Source organism: Nostoc sp. FACHB-190 (assembly GCF_014696905.1).
Classification (GTDB): domain Bacteria; phylum Cyanobacteriota; class Cyanobacteriia; order Cyanobacteriales; family Nostocaceae; genus Nostoc_B.
On record NZ_JACJQW010000040.1, the window covers coordinates 41,529 to 60,014 of the forward strand.

16 protein-coding genes are annotated in these 18,486 nt (G+C 39.7%); 12 read left to right on the plus strand and 4 right to left on the minus strand.

Features of this window, described 5'->3' with window-relative positions; genetic code table 11:
- Positions 1-18 precede the first annotated feature (18 nt).
- The 4 genes from H6G28_RS29450 to serS all read left to right on the plus strand — a co-directional run bounded on the left by H6G28_RS29450 (position 19) and on the right by serS (position 5,133).
- Positions 19-1,902, plus strand: a complete 1,884-nt coding sequence (locus H6G28_RS29450; RefSeq protein WP_190676238.1) for a CHASE2 domain-containing protein — start codon at positions 19-21, stop codon at positions 1,900-1,902.
- A 251-nt stretch (positions 1,903-2,153) separates the two neighbouring features.
- The gene (locus H6G28_RS29455) at positions 2,154-2,528 is read left to right on the plus strand and encodes a hypothetical protein (protein WP_190595113.1); all 375 of its coding nucleotides are present in this window, start codon (positions 2,154-2,156) and stop codon (positions 2,526-2,528) included.
- An 18-nt stretch (positions 2,529-2,546) separates the two neighbouring features.
- A complete protein-coding gene (locus H6G28_RS29460) occupies positions 2,547-3,374 on the plus strand; it encodes a FecR family protein (protein WP_190595112.1) in 828 nt (275 codons plus the stop codon).
- Positions 3,375-3,852: 478 nt separating this feature from the next.
- The gene (gene serS / locus H6G28_RS29465) at positions 3,853-5,133 is read left to right on the plus strand and encodes a serine--tRNA ligase (protein ID WP_190595111.1); all 1,281 of its coding nucleotides are present in this window, start codon (positions 3,853-3,855) and stop codon (positions 5,131-5,133) included.
- A gap of 215 nt (positions 5,134-5,348) precedes the next feature.
- Here serS and H6G28_RS29470 read toward each other — a convergent pair whose 3' ends face one another.
- The gene (locus H6G28_RS29470) at positions 5,349-6,155 is read right to left on the minus strand and encodes a choice-of-anchor W domain-containing protein (RefSeq protein ID WP_190676240.1); all 807 of its coding nucleotides are present in this window, start codon (positions 6,153-6,155) and stop codon (positions 5,349-5,351) included.
- Positions 6,156-7,162: 1,007 nt separating this feature from the next.
- On the opposite strand from H6G28_RS29470, the gene patX reads away from it, so the two are divergent.
- Together patX and H6G28_RS29480 are read left to right on the plus strand one after the other, a co-directional pair.
- Positions 7,163-7,402: a heterocyst-inhibiting protein PatX gene (patX, locus tag H6G28_RS29475; RefSeq protein WP_190595109.1), complete on the plus strand. Its 240-nt coding sequence runs from the start codon at positions 7,163-7,165 to the stop codon at positions 7,400-7,402.
- A 316-nt stretch (positions 7,403-7,718) separates the two neighbouring features.
- Positions 7,719-8,495, plus strand: coding sequence for a Uma2 family endonuclease (locus tag H6G28_RS29480; protein WP_190676242.1), 777 nt, complete (start codon positions 7,719-7,721; stop codon positions 8,493-8,495).
- A gap of 167 nt (positions 8,496-8,662) precedes the next feature.
- On the opposite strand, the gene H6G28_RS29485 is transcribed toward H6G28_RS29480, so the two are convergent.
- Positions 8,663-9,799, minus strand: a complete 1,137-nt coding sequence (locus H6G28_RS29485; RefSeq protein WP_190595107.1) for a cob(I)yrinic acid a,c-diamide adenosyltransferase — start codon at positions 9,797-9,799, stop codon at positions 8,663-8,665.
- A gap of 375 nt (positions 9,800-10,174) precedes the next feature.
- Between H6G28_RS29485 and fraC the strand changes: the two genes are divergently transcribed.
- The 4 genes from fraC (at position 10,175) to H6G28_RS29505 (ending at position 14,231) form a co-directional block, all read left to right on the plus strand.
- Positions 10,175-10,729, plus strand: coding sequence for a filament integrity protein FraC (fraC, locus tag H6G28_RS29490; RefSeq protein WP_190595106.1), 555 nt, complete (start codon positions 10,175-10,177; stop codon positions 10,727-10,729).
- A gap of 46 nt (positions 10,730-10,775) precedes the next feature.
- On the plus strand, positions 10,776-11,807 hold the full coding sequence (gene fraD, locus H6G28_RS29495) for a septal junction protein FraD (RefSeq protein WP_190676244.1): 1,032 nt from the start codon (positions 10,776-10,778) through the stop codon (positions 11,805-11,807).
- A 141-nt stretch (positions 11,808-11,948) separates the two neighbouring features.
- On the plus strand, positions 11,949-12,719 hold the full coding sequence (locus tag H6G28_RS29500; RefSeq protein ID WP_190595104.1) for an ABC transporter permease: 771 nt from the start codon (positions 11,949-11,951) through the stop codon (positions 12,717-12,719).
- Between the two features lie 192 nt (positions 12,720-12,911).
- The gene (locus H6G28_RS29505; RefSeq protein WP_190676246.1) at positions 12,912-14,231 is read left to right on the plus strand and encodes a 2Fe-2S iron-sulfur cluster-binding protein; all 1,320 of its coding nucleotides are present in this window, start codon (positions 12,912-12,914) and stop codon (positions 14,229-14,231) included.
- 221 nt (positions 14,232-14,452) lie between these two features.
- On the opposite strand, the gene H6G28_RS29510 is transcribed toward H6G28_RS29505, so the two are convergent.
- Together H6G28_RS29510 and H6G28_RS29515 are read right to left on the minus strand one after the other, a co-directional pair.
- Positions 14,453-15,202, minus strand: a complete 750-nt coding sequence (locus tag H6G28_RS29510; RefSeq protein WP_190676249.1) for a hypothetical protein — start codon at positions 15,200-15,202, stop codon at positions 14,453-14,455.
- 5 nt (positions 15,203-15,207) lie between these two features.
- Positions 15,208-16,110, minus strand: coding sequence for a hypothetical protein (locus H6G28_RS29515; RefSeq protein WP_190595101.1), 903 nt, complete (start codon positions 16,108-16,110; stop codon positions 15,208-15,210).
- A 532-nt stretch (positions 16,111-16,642) separates the two neighbouring features.
- Between H6G28_RS29515 and H6G28_RS29520 the strand changes: the two genes are divergently transcribed.
- Both H6G28_RS29520 and H6G28_RS29525 read left to right on the plus strand, forming a co-directional pair.
- Entirely contained in the window at positions 16,643-16,855 is a 213-nt protein-coding gene (locus H6G28_RS29520) for a hypothetical protein (RefSeq protein ID WP_190595100.1), read from the plus strand.
- Positions 16,856-16,927: 72 nt separating this feature from the next.
- Positions 16,928-18,486: S8 family peptidase (locus H6G28_RS29525; protein ID WP_190676251.1), on the plus strand; the 1,559-nt coding region annotated here is incomplete at its 3' end.

Below are 18,486 nucleotides of genomic sequence, written 5' to 3' on the forward strand. Positions count from 1 at the left end.
TGACAAGACTCTCATAAAATGGCTTTAAACTTCCGAGTACAATTTCTCCGAAATGCTTACAAATCCCTCAAAAATTCTATCTTAGAAAAATATCCACTTTTTCCGGGGATGCTGACGGCATTCTTATCAGTGGGATTATGGCAAGTCAGTGCTTGGAATAGCTTGGAATTATTAGGATTTAACTTAATATTTCGCACCCGTAACTATCTACCGCATTCTAGTTGGGATCAACGTATAGCCGTAATTGGTATTGATGATCGGACTTTACAACAATATGGGCAGTTTCCCTTATCGCGCGATCGCTATACTCAATTATTAGAAACTCTAGAGGCTACCCCTCCCGCCGCGATCGGCTTTGATATTCTGTTTACCGAACCCACAAATCATGATGCTAAACTAGCAGAGGCAATGGCAATTAACGGTACAGTTGTCTTAGCAGTCGCCCCTAGTTTACAGCAACAAACCCTGCATCCTGTGGAAATTTTCGAGCGTGTCACGAGCATAGGACACATAGTCAATCATGCTGATTTTGACGGCATCACTCGGCATTTTTTTCTCTACATCGATCACGTTCCTTCTTTAAGCATCAAGCTACTAGAAACCTACAACAATACTCTACAGCACACCTTCACCGCAAACACAAATAAAAGCCAACAATCCTTAATTACCATTCCATCTCTGCAATCAGGAATGAGCAAAAAATCCGTCTGGCTTAACTGGGTAGAACCAACAGAAAAAATCCTCACCTATTCCTTTGCCGATGTTTTACAGAAAAAAATAGATATAGCCAAACTGCAAAACAAAATTGTCTTAGTTGGGTTAACTGCTACTGGTACAAACGATTTTCTCAAAACTCCCTTCCTACAAACAGCACCTACTTCTGGTATTTATCTACACGCCGCAGTCCTAGATAACCTACTCAACCAACGGTTTCTGCGAAGAGTCCCCTGGCAATTTGAACTGTTGCTACTACTTTTTATCAGTATTGCCGTAAGCATCTTACTAACTTCCCAAAAATTTTACCAACGAATTTTGCTACTAGGACTACTACCCCTAATTTGGTTTGGTTTATCAGTATTAGTCCTGACAATCGCTAATCTTTGGATACCCACTGCTGCACCCATTGGTACTATTCTCTTGGCAGGCTTAAGTGTGCAGTGGCAAGAACAAAAAGAAAAACAACAATTAATGAGTTTATTTGCTAGTCACGTTTCTCAAGATACCGCTAGATTAATCTGGCAAAATCGTGACGAAATTTTCCAAAAAGGACAACTAGATGCCAAAGAAATGGTAGTAACGGTGTTATTTAGCGATATCCGCAGCTTTACCACAATTTCGGAAGATATGAAACCACGAGAGTTACTCAACTGGTTAAATACTTATCTGGGAGCAATGGCTGAATGTGTTCACAAGCATCATGGAGTAATTGATAAATACATTGGTGATGCCGTTATGGCTGTTTTTGGCATTCCCTTTCCTCACACTCAAACCGAAGAAATTCAGCAAGATGCCATTAATGCTGTCTCTGCCGCTATAGCCATGCAAGCAAGATTAATACTATTAAATCAAGAACTCCAACAGCTTGGCCTGCCTGCTATTCAAATTGGCATCGGTATTCATACAGGTTTAGTAGTTGCGGGTAGTATTGGCGGATCTCAACGGTTAGACTATTCTGTACTAGGAGATGCTGTAAATATTGCGGCTCGTTTGGAACAACTCAATAAAAATACGCAAGAAGGCAACCCTCATAGCATCTTAATTAGTGAGACCACACACCATCTAGTCAAAGATAATTTTTATACACAAAAATTAAAAGAATTAACACTGCGCGGAAGGCAAACACTGACTATGATTTATTCTGTGACTAAGATGCAAAGCCCTGTTAATCATACAGATAAATAGTAAAAAGCAATACTATAGGACTCATATTTGATTTATGAAAAAAATCAGTACACCCAGATCAGCTGTCTTTCCTACTCCCTACTCCCCATTCCCTACTCCCTACCTACATAACTAGATTCAGGAATCAAACCGTATTCCTATATAAACTTGAAACTTTACATTAGTCATATATAGTCTTCGACCACCAGTTTTTAATTGGTGAAAAATTAGGAAAATCAGGAGATGAGGATACCTTAGCTATCTAAAAGTACGTGAATAGATATTTAAATGTAGGAATAGTCATAACTGTATTAGCAAACACACTGTTATGTAAGGGTTGGACACAACCATCCCCATGTATTTCTCAAAGCTTGTCAGAAGTTAGAAATTCTGTTGACAGTTTCCGACAGAGTGATGTTATCGTCATTGGACAAGTACCAAATCATCCTTACGTAGTAGTAGTTCCCGGTGAATCAGAGCGGTTATTAAACATTGTCAGACGCTATGTTACCGACGCATTTTTAGCACAGCATAGGCTTGGTGCTTATGTCTATGCCGGCGGCTTTGCAAAGAGGTATGAAGCGGAATGCTTATCTTCTGTACTAAGATCCCACGGTTTAGATGCCAGAGTCGTCTATTTCCATTGAGTAAAGGTAGAAAGTTTTATGAAAGCTTGGTGGGCAGGTTTGATGGTGGTTATAGTTGGGTTAGTTATTGCTTTTCATGCCCTAGCATCTGAACCACTAAAAGTCAAGAGCAATCAATGGCTAGAAGTACGCCGCCCCATTGGACAAGTTATTTATTCCCGTGGACAAACATCTCAAGCAGTCCGTAATGGAATGCGATTAAAATCAGTTGGTGATACCATCACCACTAAACAAAGTTCTAGTGTAGTGCTGGGAATTGACACAGGTGCGGGTTTCGTTAAAGTTGCGGAAAACACAACTGTAACTGTACAAAAGCTGGAAACAGGTAGTAAAGGCCAACGCATTACACAATTACAAGTCTTGTCTGGCCAAGTAAACCTACAAGTTCGCCCCCTAACTCATAATACATCTCGTGTGGAAATTAAAACCCCGGCGGGAATTGCTGGAGTCCGAGGCACAGAGTTTGGTGTGAGTGTTCAAAATGACGGTAAAATGGGTGTTGGAACTAAAAAAGGAGCAGTAGCCACCTCTGCTCAAGGACAAGCAGTACTGGTAAAAGCTGGATTTCAAAATCTGACTATCCCTGGACAACCACCCTCACCAGCAGTCCCGTTGCGAGAAGATACTCGTTTGAATGTGAGTCAACTTCGAGCTAGAGATAGACAAGTCCAGATTATTGGTACTATTGATCCGGTAAATATACTGTCAATTAATCAACAGCCTCAAAATGTTGATTCAAATGGCAGATTTGATATTACTTTGCCTTTACCTTCTAACCGCAAAGTAGAAGCTTCAGTGTTAACACCATTAGGGACAAAACAACTATACCAACTGGTAGTTCCTTAAACTGATTTTTGAAATATATGTAGTGGAGGCAATACGGTTCGGATAAGAAACTTACTTGTGTAGGCAAGCAAGGGTGCAGGGATGCAGGGGTGAAAGGGGGAACGAAGGTACGCTCTCCCCTGCACCTGAAGCTCCTCCGCCCCCCTGCTCACCTCAACAGATACATTTGTTAACCGAACCGTATTGGTAGTGGAGGGGTATAGAGGTTAGAGGCTAGGATGCTCAAGACTAGATGAATGTACCCCATTGGGATGAAAAACGCTGTAAGCCTCAAATGTTGTATTAAACAATCAATTTCATCCGCGTCCATCTGCGGTTAATTTTTCCAATCTAATGCACTACTTTAGCCTTGCCGCGCCAATAGTTTAAAATAACAATGATTTTTCAGTTCTAGTCAGCCAAAATTAATATATGCTGAATCCTTGTATGTTAACTGTATTGATCAAGAAGATTCTAGGCTAAAAACTGAGAAAAATCTGTGCTGGATATCAAGCAAATACGGGAAAATCCCCAATTAGTGCAAGAGCGGTTGAACGGTCGTAGCGGTAATTATGACATTCAACCGATATTAGAGTTAGACAAGCAACAACGAGAACTGGAGATGAGCCGCAGTCAACTCCAAGCTCGGAGTAACGAAATTGGTAAACTTGTCGGTCAGAAGATCAAATCTGGTGTTAATCCTCAAGACCCAGAAATTCAAGCTTTGCGTGATGAAGGTAACTCCATTAAAGCTCAGTTGAGTGAACTGGAACCAAAAGAAAAAGAACTGAAAGCTGAAATTCACAGGCTGGTACTCGCTCTACCCAATTTACCGAGTGACTCTACACCTGTTGGCAAAGATGAGGAAAATAACGTTGAAGTTCGCCGTTGGGGTGATGAGTATATTCCACAAAACCCCAACATTCTGCCGCACTGGGAAATTGGCGAAAAACTAGGTATTCTCAATTTTGAACGTGCTGTTAAAGTTGCCCAAAGTCGCTTTACTAGCTTAATTGGGGCTGGTGCAGCACTAGAAAGAGCATTAATTCAATTTATGCTCGATCGCCAAATTCAGGCAGGATATATAGAAGTTAGTCCGCCATTGTTAGTTAACACTGACTCACTGACAGCAACCGGTCAACTCCCGAAATTCGCTGAAGAAAGCTTTAAATGTGCTGATGATGATTTGTGGCTAATTCCCACAGCAGAAGTACCCGTGACAAACCTCTATCGTGGGGAAATTCTCGCTGCTGAAGACTTACCTATTTACCACTGTGCTTATACTCCCTGTTTTCGTCGGGAAGCTGGCAGTTATGGCCGCGATATGCGGGGGTTAATTCGCCTGCATCAATTTAACAAAGTGGAACTGGTAAAATTTGTCCAGCCTGAGACATCCTTTGACGAACTAGAAAAATTGGTGGGTAATGCCGAAGCAATTTTACAGGCATTAAAGCTACCTTATCGGGTAGTAAATTTATGTACTGGCGATTTAGGATTTTCCTCAACCAAAACCTACGATTTAGAAGTTTGGCTACCTTCGGCTGGCAAATACCGCGAAATTTCTAGCTGTTCTAACTTTGTAGACTTTCAAGCACGACGAGCTGATATTCGTTTTAAGGAAGCAGGTAAAAAAGGTACACAGTTTGTCCATACCCTCAACGGTTCCGGTTTAGCAATTGGACGTACTATGGCTGCGGTTTTGGAAAATTACCAACAACCAGACGGGACAATTTTAATACCGGAAGCACTGCAACCTTATTTGGGGCGCGAGGTGTTGTAATCAACCCAGGACTTACACACAAAGGTTGTCTGTGGAGATTGGGTTTAGGGGTGAAAGGGTTTTGGATAAATACACAAGCCACTTGGCTCAAGTTAAGATACTTTGTTGGGTTACGCGATCGCTACACCCAACCTTACTATTCTCTTAACTGAACCGTATTGCCTTATACCCAATTTCTACAGACAATCTTGATTAGCCTAAATTACATAATCAATTTAAGCTTTTTGAGCAGCTATCTTTTGTTTTTTTAAAGTTGCTGCACCTGTCATAGTCGCCAAGAAGATAGCCGCAAGAGTACTAGGTTCTGGAACTGATTGAGAAGTACCGACTTTGATTTGGAAGGCCAAGTTAGAACGACTAGGTGCTGCACCAACCCAGCTAAATGCTGTTTTACCAGTTAGTGTAAAGGGTGCAGCAAGACCAGTGAGATGGAGATAATCTAAGTCTTTTGTAGTATTTGTACTTGCCGATGCTAAACTGCCTAACGCTGTACCATTAAGAACTAAATTAGTTAAAGAAACAGCGTTTTGAAGGTTGTTACCACTACCTTTATTAGCAAAGGTGCGGATAAAGATATCTGTGACAGCACCGCTAAATTCTTGAGTTATTAATTGGAAAGTTTGGGAAGTATCAAAAACTTTGTAAGTTACTTTACTACCTGTATATTCCAAACTAAAGTCCCAAACTTTACCATTACCCCAGACTAAATCTGCTTTAGCCACAGGTTGCCCTGGATTTACAGTTGCTCTCACATCTCGATTAATCCCTAATTCCCGCTCACCGTTGCCACCAAATCCATTGTTACCAATTCGAGCTTCTGCAACAAACAACTCCTTAAAATCTCCTTGGTCTAGGAGTAAATTAAAGTCCGTGTCATCAAAGCCTGGGTTAGCATCTTGTGATGTTAGAGGCGTAAGTGTAACCGCTTTTGCTGGGTTGGGTAATATCAATAATCCCGATATCATTAACCCTAAAGTTAACAATAATTGACTATTAGCTCGATATTTGGTTAAAAATGACATAAATTCTCCACAAATAGCTATTTTTAACAATTTAGTAGTCTGCACCCGATTAATTTAGTTCGATTTTTTACTCAGTAAATAAATATAGTCCACATCAATTTTTAGCTTTGCTATTTACTGAATATTTTGATAGGCAAAATCTTTTATATACCAGTAATAGAGCTAGGTGATGTTTTGTGTTTTTAGAGTAAAACAAAGTCACCTATACTGTCGATAACTATTGGCTGATTTTGATTGAAACTTTATATAAGATAAAATTTTAACTTTTTAGTTAAATATACGTACGTATACAATTTACAGCTTGATATAGCGTTTCTCGGTTGAGTGCAGTACAAGTAGATGGAGAAAAGAGGCTAGATAAATGTACTTCACTGGAACGAGAACCGCTATATATGCCATCCGCGTTCATCCAGGAACTTCCAAAGCCAATCAATATTCCATAACTATGAGTAAGCCAGGGGAGAAAGAGCCTGCTTGCACTTTGTAAATTGAATCATTCAATTTCTGGAATTACCCAACTGACAGCTTGTAGCTAACAATTAAAGTTAGGACTTACGCACCAAGATTGTCTGTGGAGTTTGGGTATAGGGGTGAAAGGGTATCTGACTGGTGTAGGTTTTTTACGTTATGCCCCAAAAACCTTGATTTAGGGTGTAGGGGTGTAAGGGTGTGAAGGGGTGGAACTCTGATTAAATCGTGATTTTTAGAGTCGCTACTCATCACTCTGTTAAAAACCTACACTTGTGAGTGAAAGGGTATGGGGTGTAAGAGTTTTAGATATATACACCCTTAAACCCTTGATATTTCGTCTTACTGCGTAAGTCCTAATACCCACTCCTGGCGATGAACATGATTGGTTATGCTGGTATCTCTTGGACTCAGGAGTAGTTGCCTAACGTCAAACTCAATTTCTTTCTGTCAAACAGAATACTATTTTATAAACTTTCCGGATACACATTCAGAAACTCAGTAGCAGTGAATATAAGAGTTCACAAGAAATATCTGCCATGCGTGTTACATTTTCGCTTTTAGTTTCTAGTGTGGTTCTCGGTTCTTTGGTATTTAACGGTTCAGACAGTTTAAATCGCTCATATATGCTAATTGGTGATACAGGAGGCAAAATGTTGTTATCAGCAAAACCAAAACCTAAGCCCAAATCAAATGAGCCAGAAAATCCGGCACCTCATCGTGGTAGTGGACGCAGAGATTTAATTGAGTCTCTAAATAATGCTTTTCCCGTTGGTTAGAGTTCTTTTAGGCTAAAAAAAAGAATCTAATAGAAATAAAAGCATTTTCCAGAATTTCTGGCGTTCAGATCACATTTTATCCTCAAAGAAATTTAACATTTTCGTAGTATTTCTGCTGCTCGTTTCTTAAAAGCACCTATTCCTTCAATCAGATAATTTCTTGTTTTTTGAAAATTTTTTGAGATTTTAGATTTTAAAATCCAAGAAGTCTCATTGAGATATTTTGAACTTGGCATCTACCCGTTTCTAAGTACGATCGCATCATCTTCGTGCTGGGAGGGGTAACATAAGAAGAAACTAATATTGATGCTGTGTTATGGCAACCCAACTCAGTGCAGCTAAATCGCCTACTGACATGGTAATCTCTTGGGAAGCATTGCCCAATGATTATCAATTAGAGGATGAACCTGTGGAGAATACCAATCAGCCAATTTTGGCTGGTGCGTTGCGTGAAAGCCTAGAAATTAGCGGTTTTATTCAACCACAGATGTTGATAGCCTCGAATTTTGGTCTTTGTGCAACTGTCAATGGACAATTGATTTTAAAAGCACCTGATTGGGTTTATGTTCCAGCAGTAAATCAAATTTTAAGCGATCGCAAAAGTTATACTCCTAATTTAGAAGGTGAAGTACCTGCGATCGTGATGGAAATTCTCTCTGACACCGAAGGCGGGGAATATTCTGTTAAACGCACCTATCCGCCAGGAAGATGGTTTTTCTATGAACAGATTTTACAAGTTCCCATCTATGTGATTTTTGAACCAGATGGGGGTTTATTAGAATTTTACCAACTGAAAAATCAACGCTATGAGTTGCAGCTACCCGATGAAAATGGTCGTCATTGGGTAGAGTCGATGAATTTATTCTTAGGAACTTGGCAAGGTACTAAAGAAGCCCGGACTGGTTATTGGTTGCGCTGGTGGGATGCCAATGGTAATTTGTTACCTTGGGCTGTGGAACAAATTGAACAGGAACGCCAACGTGCTGAACAAGAACGCCAACGCGCTGAACAAGAACGTCAGCAAAAAGAAAGATTAATGGCTTATCTGGCATCTCAAGGCATTGACCCGAATAATTTACCTGCTTTGGAGTAGCTGTACTAACATCATATAAGCTGGGTAGACCCTAGAGCGGCGGTATTGGTGTAAGGTAATCATTTCTTGGTGGTCAAGATAGTTGAGAACATCATTAACATACCACCAAGCAAAATAGTGATCGCCAATCCGCCAGTTGCTAAATCCAGCACGTTAGTATTATCCATTTAAAAATCAACTCCCCGCTTGAGTTCTACGCCGTGATTAGCATAGTGCTTGTGACAATATACCTCAGAGTGGATACTGGCTAAATCAAAATAAGCGGGTTGTTGTTGGCAACGGCCAGTAATAATAACTTCTGTGTCACGGGGTTTGCGGAGTAAGGCTTGGACAATTGGTTCAACTGGGAGGAGTTCTAAATCAACTGTGGGGTTGAGTTCATCTAAGATGATCGTTTTATACAACCCAGATGCGATCGCAGTTTTGGCAATTTCCCAACCGCGTTCAGCTTCGACATAATCTAATTCTTGCCGGGAATTGCGCCACACGATCGCATCTCTGCCACAACGTTGATGATCTACCACTTCTGGGTATGATTGTTGCAAGGCGGCGATCGCTGCATCTTCGGTATAACCGCTACCACCTTTGAGCCATTGCATAATTAACACGCGAGTAGAACCGGGATGGTTAATTCCCCTACCAATAGCTTGTAAAGCTTTCCCCAAGGCGCTGGTTGATTTACCTTTCCCTGCACCAGTATAAATTTCAATCCCTTCAATTAATAGCTGTTGGGCGATGGGGTGATGTTGCGGCTTCATTTCCGAGTGTAAATCGGCAATTTCTAGCAATTTTTCGGGTGCGCCGCGTCCGGTAGCAATGATTTCTAATTCTTGGGGTTTGGATTTTAACGTGCGTACCACTTCATCTACAGGTAGCAAACCCAAATCGAGAACGGGGTTAAGTTCATCTAATACTACTACTGAATATAACCCAGAGGCGATCGCACCTTTGGCGACATCCCAACCCCGTGCTGCTTCTTGTCGGTCGTAGGGGATAATTTCTTCAGCACTAAAAAATTCGGCTCTTCCCGTCCGTACCTGATCAATTAAATGAGGAAATCCACGCTGTAGGGCTGCGATCGCTCCATCCTCATCATAATCACGTTCTGGCCCTTTTAAAAAGCGCAGCAGTAAAACGCGATTGTAATTATTTTGAGTATTTATCCCTAAACCAATTGAGCGCAGTACGACCCCTAAAGCCGCTTGGGATTTGCCTTTACCCAAACCATCATAAACGTGAATTTGACCTGTGAGTCGCTCAGAACGTGCTTGTGCTGTGCGAATTCCAATGCCGTTCCTTGTCATCTCTCAAAAACCTGTAACGTGGCAGTCTCTAATCTTACCTAACCTCTTGCACTTCCAGATATAAAAAATCTTGGTTGGGTACTTCCATACAAGAGTTAGCAGGATATATTAACAGGGTAAATAGGGGTATACTGGCACACCAAGATGGTAAATCCAGGGGAGTAGGGAATCGGGAGTCGGGAGTTGGGATACAGCATTGATGAAGGCTTGAAAACCCCACTCATGCTATCACCCTCAAAGGTGGTGCTTCCCACCGACGGGTTGTTGATTCCTCTCTCACTCTCTACTCCCGCCCCAACGGGACTTAGTGATTGACTATATCAGCCTGATTATCCCCATTTTGTCCTTACCCTTTCACTACAAACCTACCTGACTATGCTCAACGACATTTTTACCCTACCTAACCCGCCGCGACTGTTGCCGATTGGCGTGATGTTGTTTAATTTATTATTTTTCCTGGTGGCGATTCCGATTGAAGCTTATATTTTCCATTGGCGGTTAAAGTTTGACAAAAAAACGAGTATTTTTTATGCGATCGCCACTAATCTTTTTTCGGGAACTATTGGTTGGGTAATATTTTTTATCTTAGAACCGATGCTGCCCCCAGACTTTAAATCGGAATTAATTAACTATGTATTTTTTAATAATTTTCGCTCTCCCACTACCCAAGCAACGTTAATTTTTACGACTTCGATTATTTTCTTTGCTACTTTTTTAATGAAATTTGTCCTGTTACAGCTTTTGGTATTTACCTTAAGAGACGATGGTTGGAAAAAACCAGAAATTGCCGAAACATCCCAGCGCCGACAGTTACGCCGTGAGATTCCGGGAATCAAATTGCAAACTACTAATTTGGTGACTGCTACATTAATCGCCAATTCTCTTAGTTATACAGTGATTACGATCATTTTATTGATTCGCAATCGCTAAATACTGTTAGTTATTTGGACATATCTATAACGTTAGAGGTGAAAAAATGAATGTTTTGTTTAAAGATTTGTTTGGCATATTTAAAATTTTTGAAGATGTCTATACCAGGGTCAAAAAAATCTTAGTTCCTACTCAAGCCTATGCTTGGCAGACGTTTATTTATTTGAGTGTATTTTCAGGATTTTTATCTTATTTTGCCAATGGTTATATCAGAGATATCATTGCATTTTGTGGCTGGTTATTTTTAATTGCTGGCACAGCTTGGTATACCACTGATGATCCCATCAGAGTTCCTGGCACTTTTATGCCTGTGGGTGCATTGATTACAGGATTTTTAGTGAGTGTTTTTGCGTTTGGTAATCAGCAGGATGTAATTACGCCCAGAACCATTGTGCTTTGGCCGACGATATCTTCTTTAATTACAGCAATTCCCGAATTTTTTGAAGGTACAGATACAGATTCTAAAGCGCAAATTCCTAAGCCAGAAGTCAGGCAGAAAATTCTGATTTTAGTAGCCAGTTGTATGATTTTAAGTTGCTGGATACAATTTTACTTTGTCATGGATAAATGGTTACAAGAATATCCTAGTTTGCTGGCCGATAATTTTCAGCGCAGTACCTTTGTCAGAAGAACAGACATTAGCGAAAAAGTGCCAAAAAATGGCGTGATTATTTTAGATAAACTACAACCACTAGTAGAACAGCAAATTGATGAAAGACCTTGGTCACAGGTAGAAAAATGGCTACTAGATGCCAAATTACAAGTAGGCAATTTAGGTAATCGAGTTATTGATAAACAGCTAGGAAAGTATGAAGAAAAAGCTTTGTGGCGAGTTGAACCGCGTGTGACAAATACAAAATCAGGGGGATATGTTTTAGATTTGCTGAGTATTTGGCGTGGCCCCAGTTCTAGTCAAAAAGGATATTATCTGAAAAAATCTTGTCGGATTGATCCGGTAGCAACTTCAGGTAAAAAAGCTATTACAAGCACAAACCCAGAAGACAAAATTGCAGTCGGGGAAATAGAATGCGATCGCGTCAGTAAGTTTGTTGCTGGTTCACCACCACCGCAACAGTAGTTTTGTGGGAGTGGGGAATGGGGAGTAGGGAGTAGGAGAGGTAAGGGGGACAAGGGGGACAAGGAGGAAAAGGGGGAAAATTAGAATCTTTAACTCAGCACTCAACACTCAGCACTCAGCACTCAGCACTTTTAAGAACAGATGAGAACTTTTGTAATTGCGAAAAATGTATTTCAGGAAGTAGTACGCGATCGCATTTTATATGTGATTGGATTTTATACGTTAGTGCTGGCGATCGCGTGGCGAGTACTACCGGAATTTGCGGCGACTACTGAAAACAAGATGATCTTAGACTTTGGGATAGTGGCGATTAATGTCATTAGCTTAATTGTCGCCGTTTTTATCGGTACAGGACTGGTGAAAAAGGAAATTGATAAACGCACTATTTTAGTGTTAATTGCAAAACCAGTCAGCCGCAGTGAAATTATTGCTGGCAAATTTTTGGGTTTGTCAGCAGTTTTGGCTGTGTTAATCAGCACGATGACGGCCATTTATCTGGGATTTTTGCAAATAGAGAATATCCCTCATCCTACACTTAGTATTGTGATTGCCGCAGTTTTTCTGTTTTTACAGATATCTTTAATCAACGCTGTGGCGATTACACTGGGTGTTTTCACTAATGCTTTACTGGCGATAACGTTAACCTTTGCTGTGTATTTAATGGGGAATATTAGCCAAGATGTAGTTAAATTCGGGCGTTTGAGTCAAAACCCCACAATGGAACGCATCACCCAAGGGTTGTATCTGATTTTGCCAGATTTATCGCGCTTAGATTTAAAAAACGATGCGGTGTATGGAATGCAGGCTTTACCGAATGCAACTATATTAATTACCAATGCTGCTTATGGCGTACTTTATTGTATTATGCTGCTGGCGATCGCTAGTTTCGTCTTCTCTAAGCGGGAGTTTTAAATGTTAGTCACCATCAGAAATTGTTTGTAATTCTTAATTAATTCACGCGGTATTTCTAAAGTAAATCTAAAGAGAACCAAAGGTCATAAAAACGAACGCTAGGATGCTGATAATCTTTTTTAAAAATGACTGAAACCAGAATCTTTGCAAGTACATACCAACATAACTAAAAGTCTGAGGTAGGAAATAACAATGCTGGAAAGTCTGGGAAGAATTAACCATCCATTAGTCAGAAGCGTTGCCGCAGCAGCTACCGTTGGTTCAGTAGTTACTTTGTCTACTGCTATTATTATTGGGTTTGCCAACCCTAAAGATAAATCTGCCCATCAATTTGGTGTGTATTCTTCACTATTTGGCGCGGCGGCTGGGGCTGTATTTGGCTTGGTTTACACAGGTAAAGATAGTGAAGATAAATCCACTCCCGACATTTCCACAGCAGACAGCAATGTTTGGCAAGACTGGCGAAATTTTGTTGTGGTTCGCAAGGTAAAAGAAAGCGAAGAAATCACATCTTTTTATTTACAACCAGAGGATAAAGGTGAAATTCCCAACTTTCAACCAGGGCAATTTCTGACGATTAAACTTGATATTCCTGGACATAATAAGCCTGTAATTCGGACTTATTCACTGTCAGATTATTCTGAAACGAGTGAATATTATCGTCTTTCTATTAAACGCGAACTTGCACCCAATGGATTAGATGTCATGCCTGGTGTAGCATCTAATTTTATGCACGATCGCATTCAAGAAGGTGCAGTTATTCCCGCCAAACCACCAAACGGTAAATTTGTGCTGGATGTGCATAAATCTACCCCCGCAGTCTTGATTAGTAATGGTGTTGGAATTACACCGATGATCAGTATGGCGAAAGCTTGTACTCGACTGAATCCTCAGCGTCAGGTTTGGTTTATACATGGTGCAAGAGACGGACAATTCCATGCTTTTCATGATGAAATTATGGAAATTGCCCAACAAAATTCTAATTTAAATGTACATATTCGCTACAGTCGTCCTAGAACAGAAGATGCAGGTAAATATCAAAGTGTAGGATATGTTGATGCAGCTTTAGTGCAGGAATTATGTCAACAAGAAGCGGAATATTTTTTATGTGGTTCAACTCCATTTATTCAGTCTGTTACTGAAGGACTCAAAGCTGCTGGAGTACCTAATAATAAAGTTTCTTTTGAATCCTTTGGGAACCCGATAAAAACTGAGTCGCCAAAATCAACTCAGGCTGCAACTCCAGGTGAAGAATTTGCAGAAATTGTCTTTGCTAAATCTGGTAAAACTTTAACATGGCAACCGAGCGATGGCACTATTTTAGAATTTGCCGAAGCTAATGATATTGATGCGCCTTTTAGTTGTCGGATAGGAGTTTGTGGTACTTGTATGTGTAAACTCCGCGAAGGGGAAGTGAGTTATCAAGAAGAACCAGGCGCAACCATTGATGAAGGTTCGGTGTTGATTTGTATTTCTCAACCCGGTAGTTCTAAATTGGTGTTGGATATTTAATTAAGGTTGATACCAGATTTAAACTCCATCTCTTTATAGCAGGACTTACGCACAAAGATTATCTGTGGAGATTGGGTGTAAGGATTTTGAATAAGTACACCCTATACCCCTGTACCCCTACACCCTCACCAAAACCCTTAATTTTTTGTTTTTATGCGTAAGTCCTATATGGGTGGAGTATTCACCAATTCTGCATTCTGTCTTTTGACTCCTTTTTATGTTCACAAATTAGGGCGATCGCCAACGAATTGATCGTAAAACTGATATTTTAGTTGGTATGCGTTATTTTCAATATTGATGCAGTAAAGTAAGGCATCTTCAGAGGTAATTAGTTTTTGTAAGTGAATTGCCAACTCTTGAGCATGAGTGAGTCCACCTAGAAAGCTTTCTTTACCAATATCAGAGTTTCTGCTGTCATGGATCATGTGGAAATAATAAAATTCTGATCTAATTTTGTGGTTTGATTGTCCATTTGATAAACGTTCAGAAATTCTTTCCCACAAACAGGAATACTCAACTGAAACCAGTACCTCTGCCCAAAAACGCAGAAACGCTACAAGCCCCAGTTGAAAATGCTTTTTCTCTAGACAACCAACCATTAGTTTATAGCTTTCATCTCTGACCATTTTAGTATGAGGCGTTTCAGGCATGGTTAAAATCATTTCAGAGGTAGCGCCTAGATTCAGCAAATCTTGGAAAAGTAACTCTCGATGGGAAGGAAGTGGAATGCCTTTTGTATTACGAGGAAATTCTTCATTTAGAATGCCTCTAACAGTTTTTTTAATCTGCTCATCGGTAAGAGCATCAATCACAAATTCGTAGATATTGACAATAGAAAGTGATAAAAAGCGGCGCTGGATGAGGATTTCTAGGAAATTCTGCCAAGAGATTGTATCAATTTGAATAAATAGTGGATGTGATTTAAATTCCTCAATCAATGAAATCTCAAAACTATTGATTTTTTCCATCATAATTTCTAGGTTGTAAATAGAATTTTGAGGTCATTTCTCCAATTTATATTGGGATCTGGATAAAATCGGCGAGCAACTTGCCACATCAATTCAAAATCGTTTTGTAAAGTATGCGTTATAAATTGATTAGAAGTATTCAGTTTCATTTCTAACTGAAATGTATTAACAGCAAGGGAACCATGTAGGAAAGGTGCAGCTAACATATAATCACCAGCCCGATAAATTGCCAGAGAAGGAAGTGTATCATAAAGCTTAATGTTGAGCAGTTGAGAATTATCGGAAATTCTGATGATTTTTTCTAGCATCTCCAAATTAGCAATTACATAATCACAAATATTGAGTTCATCATTAATACTAGTATTAGCATATTTTCTCAGAACATCTTCTCTCAGCTTGGCAGCATTGGAATAAGGCCAAGCAAGTAAGATTCTGATTCGGACATGATTTTTAACGCACTCAGTTAAATGCTCAAAATAATCATTTAAATTAGGAGCAAAAGTCTGAAGAATATCTACATATTTCTGCTCTGGATTATCTGAATAAATCAATTTCTCAAGTTCCTTGCCAAAGGTATCCCTAGGAAAATTTGGATATATATAATTCAAACCTATCTGAGAAAAAAAGATATCTTTGTTTTGATATTGAATATATTTTTCCGTCAGATACTTATGAAGTTGTGGAAGCTTATATCCTTTTCCATAAATTTGAAATTTTCTATAGATATTTTTGAGCCTTTGGGTAAAAGCTTCTTCTTCAATTAGCGAATAGGATTTAATGTAAGTGTCTAATAAATCTTTTTTTGTAGGACAGTGGCTTTCCCCTAAACACATTAACACTTCTATTTCCAGAGGTGTAAGTTCAGATTCTCTAGAATTGCATAGTGCTTCTAAAAAAGAATTCCAATTCATAAAATATTTGCCAATTAAAAAGCACAGAAAAACAAAATAATTTGCAATTACTCAGTCAGAGATATGTCATTAATCCATTCTACTTCCTAGCTGATGGGGTAACGAAAACCTCTGTAAATAAGATGCAGCAATAGTTTTAAGCCAGTATTCTATAAAAAGATAAACTTCATTTTCTGGCTTGATTGATTCTATTATCAATAAGCTTAGGGCAAAAGTCTTACTTTTCCATTTAACTTGGTTCTAAATTTAGTTGTATCTTTATGGCGGCTATTCTATAACCCTTGCTATATAAAGCTTTGAAACTAGATTTTCACCTCCGCCCAGACTTACTAGACATATACCAGAAAACAATAGACATGTACCAGAAGACAATAAGCAGGAAGAAAAGTCTTACTATTCCTGGCATTCAAATTTTTAAATTGCTCTAACATCTCTGACTACCGCTACATTACACCTCACTACACTTTCTCAATATTTACTCATCTCTAGATATGGACGATGATGTGGATACTTTTAATCAAGGTGACTACTCATGTTTAATGCTTTTGAAGCCGCCCTTTATCAACGTTTACAAGATTTTAAATTACATGATCCAAGCCATGAATTTGGGTTTACTCGCCATCTAATGAAAAATCACGGTTGGACGCTAACCTATGCACAAAAAGCGATCGCAGTTAGAAAAAATTACTGGTCTTCAAGCAGAAACTCCACAAGCCACGAAACTTGCCAATTAAACAACATTTAGTAACGCACATCAGATAAAACTCAATAGGCTTTAGCCCAATTCAAGCATTTTTACTATTAACACAACAAATCTATGACTACTATTCCTTCCGATTCCTTATTTCCAAATCAATGGTATTTATATAACCAAGGTCAATCTGGTGGTACTCCTGGTATTGATATCAATGTGGTTGATGTTTGGGATGACTACACAGGACGCGGTGTTACTGTTGGTATAATCGATGATGGATTTGATTATCTTCACCCCGATCTCAATGATAATTACGACACAAGCAGAGATTATGACTCGATTGACCAAGATTCTGATCCTTTTGGACTGAATCTGCCTTATTCGCAAGGTGGAGATTCCCACGGGACATCAGTAGCAGGTATCATTGCTGCTGAAAGAAACGGTATTGGTAGTGTGGGAGTTGCTTACAATGCACGCATTACTGGTATTAGAGCAATTCCTGGTTCGATAGTTACTGCGACTGATGCTCTGTGGCGTGCTGCGAGTTTTGATGTTGTCAATAATAGTTGGGGCTTCGGAACTAATTTTTTTCTTGATGATTTTTATCGCTTTCCACAAGCGGGACAGGCTATCCAAAATGCTGTTACTAATGGACGTAATGGATTAGGAACAGCGATCGTATTTGCCGCCGGAAATAGCCGTCAAGAAGGAGATAATACTAACTATCACAACTTTCAAAACTCCCGTCAGGTAATTACTGTAGCTGCACTTGACGATAATGGCTTTGTATCTTCTTACAGTACTCCTGGTGCTTCTATTCTTGTTTCTGCCTTTGGTAGTGATAGTTTTGGCAGTATCGTGACCACAGATCGTCAAGGCTCTGCTGGTTATAGTTCTACAGACTACACTGGCAGCTTTAACGGTACTTCTGCTGCTGCACCTCAAGTTTCTGGGGTAGTTGCGCTCATCCTAGAAGCCAATCGCAATTTAGGTTATCGGGATATCCAAGAAATTCTGGCCTATTCTGCTCGTCAAAACGATTTCTATAACCAAGGTGGGGATTACGTTTGGCAAATTAATGGCGCTAACAATTTGAATGGAGGAGGTTTACACGTCAGCCACGACTATGGATTCGGTTTAGTGGATGCTCATGCTGCTGTACGTTTGGCAGAAACTTGGCAAAAGCAGAGTGTATTTAGTAATGAGCAGTCTCTTTCTTACAGTTCTGGTAATTTAGGTTTGACGATTCCAGATAATGATGACATAGGCATTAGTAGCACCTTAACAGTCGCGGCTGGTTTAGAGATTGATTGGGTGGAAGTAGACTTGAATCTGACTCATCCTTATCGGGGTGATTTGGTTGTTGATCTGATTTCTCCAAGCGGTATTGTTAGTACTTTGGTTAACCGACCTGGTAATCAGGAGGACGATGGAGATAATATCGTATTTCGGCTTTCTAGTAGCCAACATTGGGGAGAAAGCAGTGCTGGTGAATGGACATTGAGAATCCGGGATTTAGGCCCTACAGATATTGGCATCCTTAATAGTTGGAATTTACGTTTATACGGAGATACAGATACTGCTAACGACACTTATTTTTACACCAATGAGTATGGTTTTTATGGCACGACTACACTGAGTGATAATACTGGTACAGATACAATTAATGCTGCGGCGATTAC